This window comes from Pseudomonas sp. GW821-FHT11G12 (assembly GCF_058808055.1).
In genome coordinates, this window is record NZ_JBXARH010000013.1 from 159,704 (window position 1) to 168,345 (window position 8,642).

Here is an 8,642-nt window from a genome sequence, read left to right on the forward strand (position 1 = left end):
GGCTTTTAATCGCCAACCAGCCGGCCATTCCGATGATCGAACCCAAGCGCGTCTTGCGCGCCCTCGCTGAACACTGGGCACTTCTGGAGCCACTGTGCGAGCACTTCGACCAAGGCACCCTGAGCCTCAACGAACTGCGCACGCAACTGGCCGCCCAACAACTGGACAGCACGCCGCAGGACATCACCAGTCTGCTCGACGTGTGGATTCGCCTCGACATTCTGGTGCCCGTGGCCAAAAGCCCGAACCGTTTCGAGCTGAACGCGCAGATTCACGACTTCCTCGCCTACCTGCGTCGGGAACACCGACTCGGCCTGTGCCTGGAAATCGAAGCTTACCTGCGTCACCTCGAGCGTCTGGCCGGTTACATCCAGGATGCGTTCGACATTCGCGACGGCAATGATCTGGCGCGTCAGCTGCGCCTGCTCGACATGCGCGTGCGCGACGTTCTGAAGAAACTCGACAATGACGAACAGGCACTGGTGGCCGTGGCCGAGCGGGCCAAGACCAGCGACCGGCAGATTCCGCTGCGTCAGCGTTACGCCGAAGTACTGGCGACCTGGGACGAATACGTCGAGCCGATGATTGATCTGGTGAACGCCGACGGCGCCTTCGAACAAGGCGTACGCAAGGTCGAAACCGTGCTGCTGAAGATGCTCAGCGAACAGCAGCGCCTCGGCCATCTGGTCGATGACGACATGCTGCTGCGCACCCACGCGCGCATCCTCGAGATGCAGACCAGCGCCCAGCTGACCCTGCGTCACGCCCGCGAACTGCTGCTGCCGTTGCGTGAAGAAGCTCGCCGGCACAACGCCGTGACCCGTGGTGCTGCGCTGGCGCTGGCCGCGATCCGCCGCAAAGGCATCGACGCCGTACCGCAAGCCGCGATGCCGCTGTTCACCCGGCCGCAAAGCACTTTCCTTGGCAGCGCCAGTCAGGTTGAAGCCTACGTCTACGCCCTCGCCCGTTTCGAGCCGAAACCGGCGCGCTTCCCCAAGGCACACAAGTCGCAGAAGACGGGTGATGCCCCGCGTGCGCCGCGCACTGTGCGCGAGATGGTCGACCGCTGCGAAGAATCCCTGCCAATGCCGGATCTGATGACCTGGCTGCTGGAGCAGGAACCGGACGGCGCGACCGACGAATTGCTTTACTGGTTCTCGCGCCTGTCGCGGGAAAAACGCTTCAAGCGCGAGCGTCTGGAACGCCGCGAATACCACACACACGAGCACCAGGTCAGCCTGCGCTCCTTCGCCCTGCTCTCGGCCGGCGACACCGCCGCCGAGGATTCTGCGAGCATCCCCAATGCATCTTGATCTTTCCGAACTGTCGCAACTCGCGCCGATCTTCCGCGAGCTGTTCAAGGGTTACCACGTCAGCCGCCGCGATCCGGAGCTGTACGCGCAACTGTCGAACTTCCAGGACCAGTACCGCACGCTGTTCAAGGCACTGGGTTTCGAACTGGTCTGCGACACCCGTGGCTTCTACTATTTCGTGCCGGACATGGCGGCAGCGGCGGTGAACAAGACCGCTCAGCGCCTGGCGCTGTTCACCTTCATCCTCGTCGAGCATCTGGCCGATCAGGGCCGCGATCCGATCGCTGTGCTCGACGGCGGCAGCCTCGGCCGCGAAGAATTGCCGTCGCTGCTGGAAAAGTACCGCGACCTGTTCATCCAGGCCGAAGTACAGACCGTTGAAGAGCTCGAAGAAAAAATCATGCGCCGCATGACTCAGCTTGGCTTCGCCGGTGAAGAAAACGGCGTGTACCGCTTCCTGCCGCCGATGCACCGTTTCCTCGACGTCTGCCTCTCGGTTCAGCAAGACCGCGATCTGGCAGCCGGCGTTCACAGCGTGCTGCCGCTGCCGGCACCGGTGCTGATCGACGAAGAGGCCGAAGCCAAATTCCTCGCCACCGACGATCCGCTCGATCTTTCCGAATTTGAGGAAGAGAGCGAAGAAGACGCACTGGCCCGCGCCATTGCCGAAGAACAGGAGTCCGACGCATGAGCCAGGAACGCTACGGCATCCGCCGCTTTGCCCTTTTGAACACCGCCGGTTACAGCCTCGGACTGTTCCCGCTGGAAGAACCGCTGTCGGTCTACGGCGCGAACAACCTCGGTAAATCCGCCTCGATCAACGCCTTGCAGTTCCCGATCCTGGCGCGCATGTCGGACATGAGTTTCGGCAAGTACAGCCTGGAACAATCCCGGCGTTTCTACTTTGCCTCCGACACCAGCTACATCCTCGTCGAAGTGAACCTGCCCCACGGCCCGCACGTGATTGGCGTGGTCGGTCGTGGCCCGGGTGGCGGTTTCGGTCACCAGTTCTTTGCCTACGCCGGCAAGCTTGATCTGGCGCACTACCAGAAAAACGACACCTGCCTGCGTCAGAAAGAACTGTTCAGCAACCTTGAGAAGGAAGGCCTGAAAGCCTACGAACTCAAGCCTGATGAACTGCGCCGTTTGCTGGTTGGCGGTCATACGTCGATCCCGCTGGATCTGACCCTGATCCCGCTGCGCTCCACCAGCGAGCAGAGCCTGAAGACTTTCCGCGCGCTGTTCATCAACCTGCTGCACATGCGCGAAATCACCGCAGCCAAGCTCAAGCAATTGTTCCTCGATGCCTTCGAACACAGCCTGCGTTCCGGCAGCGTCGATTACATCGCCGCGTGCGAAGAAGCTTTCCGCGACGTGCGTCGCATGGAACAGGACTACAACTCGCTGGTTGCGGCCGGCCCGCTGGTCGAAGCCTTGGCCAACGGCGTGAAACAGCGCGACGTGCTGCGCGGCAAGCTGCATCGCCTGTCGCCACTGCTCGATTCGTTGCTCGGCACCTGGTCGGATTACGCCGGTGCGCGCAAAGAAGAACTGGCGATCCAAGCCGAACATTACCGTCGCGAGCAGGACGACCTGCAAAACGATCAGCGCGGTGGCACCCAGGAGCTGATGCGTCTGGAGCGGGAAATCTCCGGCATCCAGCGCTGGCTCGGTGAGTTGTCGGTGCTGAAAAACCGCTTTGCGCTGGTCGATGACGTCAAGGTACTGGAGCAGCAACTGCTGGCCGCCAAGGATGCTCACGATGAACTCGCCGGTGCGCTGGCGCAGTCCCGTCAATTCAGCGCCGAGGATCTCGAAGAACGTCTGCGGGATCTGGAAAAACGCCTGAAGTCGGTGAAACAGCAACTCGATCACGCCGACAACAACAGCTACGCCCGCCTGCGTGAAGAGTTCTCGCAACAGGACGTCGAACGCCTGATGCGTCTGTTCAACAGCGCGCTGTTCAGCCTGCCGCTGGGCGAACACGGCATCACCCTCGACGAGGACGGCGAGTGGGTCAAATCGGTCGAGCTGATCCTCGACGGCTTCAAGGGCGAGCGTTTCGAAGTGCCGGGTCTGTCGATCGACATCTCGCACATCGAGCCGCCGGCCCTGCAAGCGCTGGCCGACCGTGCCGCGCTGCGTGATCAGAAAGAGCGTCTGGAAAAAGAACTCAAGCAACTGAAAACCCAGCAAGCCGTGGCCGCCGACCGCGCCGCGAGCAAGACCCAGACCGAAGCGCTGTACCAGCAGGTGCTGGATGCGCAGAAAGCTTTGGAAGACTTCCGCCGCACCCAGACCCTGAGCGCCGAAGAAGGTGACAAGCTGGAGCAACTGGCGCAGATGGAAGCCGCGCAGGACGAACTCAAGCGTTCCAGCGATGCGTTCACCGAGCGCGTCCAGCAACTGTCGGCCAAGCTGCAACTGGTCGGCCGCCAGATCGCCGACATGGAAGCCAAGCAACGCACCCTCGACGATGCCCTGCGTCGCCGTCAGTTGCTACCGGCGGATCTGCCATTCGGCACGCCGTTCATGGATCCGGTCGACGACTCCATGGACAACCTGCTGCCGCTGCTCAATGACTATCAGGACAGCTGGCAAGGCTTGCTGCGTGCCGATGGCCAGATCGAAGCGCTGTACGCGCAAGTGCGCCTCAAAGGCGTGGCCAAGTTCGACAGCGAAGACGACATGGAGCGCCGTCTGTCGTTGCTGATCAACGCTTATGCGCACCGTACCGACGAAGCCCTGACCCTCGGCAAGGCGCGTCGCGCAGCCGTGACCGATATCGCGCGGACCCTGCGCAATATCCGCAGCGACTACGACAGCCTCGAGCATCAACTGGCGCTGTTCAACCGCGAGATCAACAAGCGTCAGGTCTCCAACCTGCAGAGCTTCCGCATCGTGCTCGCGCCGAACAAGGAAGCGCTCAAGCACATCGACCAGATCATCCACAGCGCCGGTCAGTACGAAGAAGGCGAAACCCTGTCGGTGTTCGACCTGAGCCAAAGCGCGGAACAGGACAACAAGAACGAAGAGGCCAAGGAATACCTGGCGCGGCTGGTGGCGGCGAACCACAACCAGCTCGGCCTCAAGGACTTGTTCGAGCTGGCGTTCGAGATCACCAAGGTCAACGGCCAGCCGGTGATCCACACCGACATCGATGGTGCGGCGTCCAACGGCACCACGATGACCATCAAGGCGCTGACCAACATGTACTTGTTGCTGCACTTGATGGACCGCGACCTGGCCGGTCGCGTGCGCCTGCCGTACTACCTCGACGAGGCGGCGGACATCGACGAGAAGAACCAGGCAGCATTGCTGGAAACCAGCCTGCAACTGGGCTTCGTGCCGATTCTGGCGAGCGTGAAGCCGCAGGTCTGCGCCAGTGTCGCCATCGACCTGGAAGGCGGCAGCGGCCCGGCCGGCATCTACATCGACGAGGCGGACTGGAAATACATCCGCCGTCACGATGTGGTGAAAGCCACCATCAATGTCGAAGCGGACGAGCCGGAGCTGGATGCGGTTTGATGCTTAACTGACGGGCACAAAAAAGGGCCGCGATCCAATGGATCGCGGCCCTTTTTCATGGGCTCGGGATTATTTGCCGAGGGGGATTTTCGGCGCCCAGGTCAGCCATTCGTCTTCGAACTTGTCGAACAGCGCGAAGGTCTGTTCAGCCCGAGCCGGGTTGCCCATGCGCTCACCGTCCGGCGTGGCGAAGGCGATACCGCCCTGAATCGCTGTCTCCAAAGACTCAGTGCGTACCGTCACGCCCTTGAACAGACCGATATCGAATCCGACACCGCTGGTGTTCCAGAAGCGGCTACCGCTACGTACCAGTGGCGCGTACTTCGGCTCGATCAGGATGTGCACCAGTACGCGATCCGCAGTCTGGCCCAGTTCATAACCGGTGACTTTACCCACGGTGATTTCGCGGTAAGTCACTGGCACACCCGGTTTGAGCGAACCGCGACGAGCGGCGCTCAAGACCAGGCTCAAGCCTGCTTCCTGCTTGGCCAACTCTGGCGGATTGTCCAACGCCACGAAGTTCTTCTGCGGGCCGAGGTTCTTGGCCGCCGGTTGCACTTCGAGGTATTGGCCGGTCACCAGGGTTTCCAGGTTCGAGGTTTTGATCAGCCCCAACTCCGGTTTGACCACCCAGAACTGACTGCCGACCCGGGCAATCTTCTCCGGCACTTCTGTGATGCGCGCAGTGAGGATCACCGATTGCAGGTCATCGGTCAGGTCGACGCTTTCGATCTTGCCCACATCCAGGCCTTTGAAGCGAATCGGCGTGCCGCTGCGCAAACCATCGGCACGCTCGACCTTGATGGTGACCACCGCGCCCTTCTGATTCGCGTCATCATGATTGGCGAACAGACGGAAGCGCGGAATCCGCTTCTGCAGCGGGGCCTTGGCTTGCGGCGTTTCGAAGGCGATGCCGCCGGCCATCAGGGTCTGCAACGACTCGCTCTTGACCTGAATGCCGCCGGTCAAGCCACCGGTCAACGTGACACCGCTGACGTTCCAGAACCGGGTCGAGGCGTTGACCAGGTTTTCGTATTCCTTCTCGATGTGGACGCCGATCACCAGTTGCTTCCGGGTCTTGGAGAACTGATAGCTCTGCACCGAGCCGACCTTGACCTGCTTGTAGAGGATCGGGCTGCCGACATCGATCGAGCCGAGCGTATCGGTGAACAGCACCAGGTGCAGACCCGGTGAACGGAGGTCCAGCGGCGGCGCTTTCGGCCGGGCTTCGAACTCACGCTGCGGAGCGCCGCCCTTGTCGCCTGGGCGCACGGCGATGTAGTTACCTTTGACCAACGCTTCCAGACCGGTGATGCCGGCCAGGGAAATCGACGGCTTGACCACCCAGAACTGGGTGCCGGTGACCAGATACTCTTCAGCCAGAGGATCGAGGGTCAATTCAGCGGTGGCGCTGGACAGATCCGGATCGATCTTCAGCGCTTTCAGGTTACCGACCTGAATACCCTTGTACATCACCGGGGTACGCCCGGCCTGCAAGCCTTCGAAATCGCTGAGTTTGACCTTCACACGGATGCCGGCGGCGGCCGCATCGAAGTCTTCGTAGAGGCGGAACGGCAGGCTCGGATCGGTCGGCGGGCTGTCCTTGCGGTTCTCCGGCGTAGCGAAGGCAATACCGCCGGCGACGATGCTGGCCAGGGACTCGCTGCGCACTTTCACCCCGGACAGGTTGGCGTCGATGCTGATGCCGCTGGCGTTCCAGAAGCGCGTATGTTTACGCACCAGTTTGGCGTAGGTCGGCTCGATGAACACTTTGAGTTCGACAGTGCTCTGGTCTTCCGACAGCACGTAACTCTTGATCTGGCCAACCTTGATCTGCTTGTAGAACACCGGGCTGCCACGGTTCAGCGAACCCAGGCGATCCGCCTTGATCGTCAGGTGCAGTCCGGGTTTGGAGTCCGACAGCGGCGGCTCTTCGGCCAGGGCCTTGAACTTGCGGGTCGGCTCGCCTTCACCCGGGCTGATCGCGACATAGTTACCCGATACCAGGGTTTCCAGACCGGTGATACCAGCCAGTGTCACACTCGGTTTGACCAGCCAGAAGCGGGTACTGGTCTTCAGGTATTGATCGACATCCTTGTTCATTTCGATGGTGGCGATCACGCCTTTGGTGCCGCCTTCGTCGTCGAGCTTGAGGGCTTTGACCTTGCCGACGGGCATGCCTTTGTAGACCACTTCGGTCTTGTTGGCCTGGATACCTTCACCGCTTTCGAAGCGCACCTGAATCTCGATGCCGGTTTCGGTATAAGCACGCCATCCCAGCCAGCCGCCGATGATCAAAGCGATTAGGGGCAGTACCCAAATGGCAGACCAGTTCGAAGCCGGTCGGGTTTTCGCTACAGGCAAATCAGTCATGGTCGGCGTCCGACTCCGTGTTATCCCAAATCAGTCGGGGATCGAAAGTGACAGCGGCGAGCATCGTCAGAATCACCACACTGGCGAAGGCGATGGCGCCAAGATTGGCTTCGACGCTGGCAAGCCGGCCGAAGTTGACGACCGCCACCAGAATGGCGATCACGAAAATATCGAGCATGGACCAGCGGCCGATGAACTCGATGAAGCGGTACATCCAGATCCGCTGACGTGCAGACAAGGGCTGGCGGCGCTGCACCGAAAACAGCAACAGCGCGATACCCACCAGTTTGAATGTCGGCACCAAAATACTGGCGATGAACACCACGGCAGCGATCGGAATCATGCCGTGCTGCACCAACTGGATCACACCGGACATGATCGTGCTCGGATCACCCTGGCCCAGAGAGCTGACTGTCATGATCGGCAGTACGTTGGCCGGGATGTAGATAATCGCCGCAGTGATCAGCAACGCCCAAGTACGCGCGAGACTGCTCGGGCGCCGCGCATGAACCAGCGCACCACATCGGGTGCAGGTCTGCACATCGCTGTCGGCATCCTGCCTGTTCAGTTCGTGGCATTCGGTACAGATCAGAATGCCCGCATCAATCGCCCGCATGGGCATCTTCTCCTGATAACGCCTGCCAGATCTGGTGCGGTGACATCACCACTTCGAGCCAGACCTGAACCAGTAACAAGCCGATGAAACACGCCAGACCGAGGCCCACGGTGATGGCCGCCATGTCCGCCAGTTTGACGATCGCCACCAGGACGCCCATGAGGTAGACCTCAAGCATGCCCCAGTCTTTGAGGTGGTGATAAATACGGTAGAGCAACAGCCCATAACTGCGCCCGATGTTGAAACGGATCGTCAGCAACACCATCAACTGACACAGAAGTTTCAGCAGTGGAATCGCCATGCTGCACAGGAATACGACGACTGAAACGCCGCGCATATCGGTATTGAACAGGCCGATTACACCGCTCCAGACAGTGTCCTGCGACGATTGCCCCAGAACATTGAGCTGCATGATGGGCAAAAAGTTCGCCGGCACGTAGAGCAGCAGTGCGGCAATGACCAGGGCAAGACTGCGCTGCACCACGTTATGGCGGTGTGCGTACAGTTCGTAGCCACAACGTGGGCAGAGGGCTTTTTCGCCGTGGGCAAGCTTGGGCTTGCGCATCAGCAGATCGCACTCATGACAGGCCACCAAGTCATCCAGCGGTAATTCTGACAGCCCGGGGGCGTCAACCGAATCTGACATAAGGGCTCTGACTCCGAAAAAGTTGGGATCTATTCTAGTGTTCTGATTCGAAAATAACTGTGCAAATTTGTTCGCCGACGGCGAGCAAAAACTTTCCTGCGGGCAAAACAAAACCCCAACTGCTTTCGCAATTGGGGTTTCGGAATTTAATCTTGACGATGACCTA

Annotated in this window: 6 protein-coding genes; 3 read left to right on the top strand and 3 right to left on the bottom strand. The window is 60.5% G+C overall.

The window, feature by feature from the left end; genetic code table 11:
• The first annotated feature begins 32 nt into the window (after positions 1 to 32).
• From mksB to mksF, 3 genes are read left to right on the top strand one after another with little or no spacing between them, the layout of a single operon-like run.
• On the top strand, positions 33 to 1,313 hold the full coding sequence (gene mksB, locus AC1RR7_RS29255; protein ID WP_493158880.1) for an Mks condensin complex protein MksB: 1,281 nt from the start codon (positions 33 to 35) through the stop codon (positions 1,311 to 1,313).
• Entirely contained in the window at positions 1,303 to 2,004 is a 702-nt protein-coding gene (mksE, locus tag AC1RR7_RS29260; protein ID WP_493158881.1) for an Mks condensin complex protein MksE, read from the top strand. Before mksB ends, mksE begins: the two co-directional genes overlap by 11 nt.
• Entirely contained in the window at positions 2,001 to 4,841 is a 2,841-nt protein-coding gene (gene mksF / locus AC1RR7_RS29265; protein ID WP_096822661.1) for an Mks condensin complex protein MksF, read from the top strand. The genes mksE and mksF overlap by 4 nt, the downstream gene beginning before the upstream one ends.
• Positions 4,842 to 4,910: 69 nt before the next feature.
• Here mksF and AC1RR7_RS29270 read toward each other — a convergent pair whose 3' ends face one another.
• Genes AC1RR7_RS29270 through AC1RR7_RS29280 form a run of 3 tightly spaced genes read right to left on the bottom strand, consistent with a single transcriptional unit; the run spans position 4,911 to position 8,476 of the window.
• Positions 4,911 to 7,214, bottom strand: a complete 2,304-nt coding sequence (locus AC1RR7_RS29270) for a PqiB family protein (protein WP_493158882.1) — start codon at positions 7,212 to 7,214, stop codon at positions 4,911 to 4,913.
• Positions 7,207 to 7,830, bottom strand: coding sequence for a paraquat-inducible protein A (locus AC1RR7_RS29275; RefSeq protein ID WP_493158883.1), 624 nt, complete (start codon positions 7,828 to 7,830; stop codon positions 7,207 to 7,209). Before AC1RR7_RS29275 ends, AC1RR7_RS29270 begins: the two co-directional genes overlap by 8 nt.
• Complete coding sequence (locus tag AC1RR7_RS29280) at positions 7,817 to 8,476, bottom strand: paraquat-inducible protein A (protein ID WP_096822658.1); 660 nt, start codon at positions 8,474 to 8,476, stop codon at positions 7,817 to 7,819. The genes AC1RR7_RS29275 and AC1RR7_RS29280 overlap by 14 nt, the downstream gene beginning before the upstream one ends.
• Between the last annotated feature and the right edge of the window lie 166 nt (positions 8,477 to 8,642).